This window comes from Oleiphilus sp. HI0067, from assembly GCF_001635735.1.
This window is the reverse complement of the sequence record NZ_LWFI01000562.1, coordinates 1-756: the sequence shown is the minus strand read 5'-3', so window position 1 is coordinate 756 and position 756 is coordinate 1. Positions and strand designations below refer to the sequence as shown.

Annotated in this window: 1 protein-coding gene; it reads right to left on the bottom strand. The window is 43.1% G+C overall.

What is annotated here, in order from left to right; genetic code table 11:
* A partial coding sequence (locus A3739_RS29525; protein ID WP_197472125.1) for a hypothetical protein occupies positions 1–756 on the bottom strand: 756 nt, incomplete at both ends.

Genomic DNA, 756 nt, shown 5'->3' with positions numbered 1-756 from the left:
CAAGCTGACCTGGTACTTATCCACCAAGGAGGCAAAATTATTGCGCACCACAATTAAGTTATTAATCGATGACATAAACAGATCAAACGCCGATTGAGGCAAGTTGAGCGCTTTGTAGTTTTCCCGCAGCAAAACAAGCTGCTCAGCTGCAATATCGTCACTACGATTTTGTTGTTTATTAAGAAGAAATGGCACCATGTTCTCACGAATTTTTTTCGCTTCGACATGATCGCCATTCGCATCAATGAGCTTTAGTAATCGCAAACGTTGATCCAACAATAAGCGTTCATCTTGCGCTAAAAAACCAACTAACTCTTTTACGTAATACTCTTGCATGAAAGCGCTTAATTTACTTAGTGCTCGATACTGACGTTCTTCAGGATCATCGTGCGGATTAATCTGATCAATCTGACGATAAATCATAAGGTAAAGAGTTGCATCAATCGTCTGCAATGCTTCCAACGCACCTTCAGACAACATATCCACAAAAGTACAAGCTTGAGAGACGGCTAAACGGGACAAAGTACTATCGTCTTCGTTTTGGACTGCTGTTTGAATTGCACGTCGGGCCAGAAGATCATTGTTTGGAAATTGGACCAAGGCTTTATCCAAAGCCGTGGCAACGTGCTGTGAGCCAAATTGCTCGGCCTTTTCAGCCCATTCCAACCAAGCCATTGGGCTCTGCGCTAGAAACTCGTGTAAAGACCGTTGCCAAGCGTAAGCATCTTGAACATAACGAGGCTTTGGAAGCTGAAT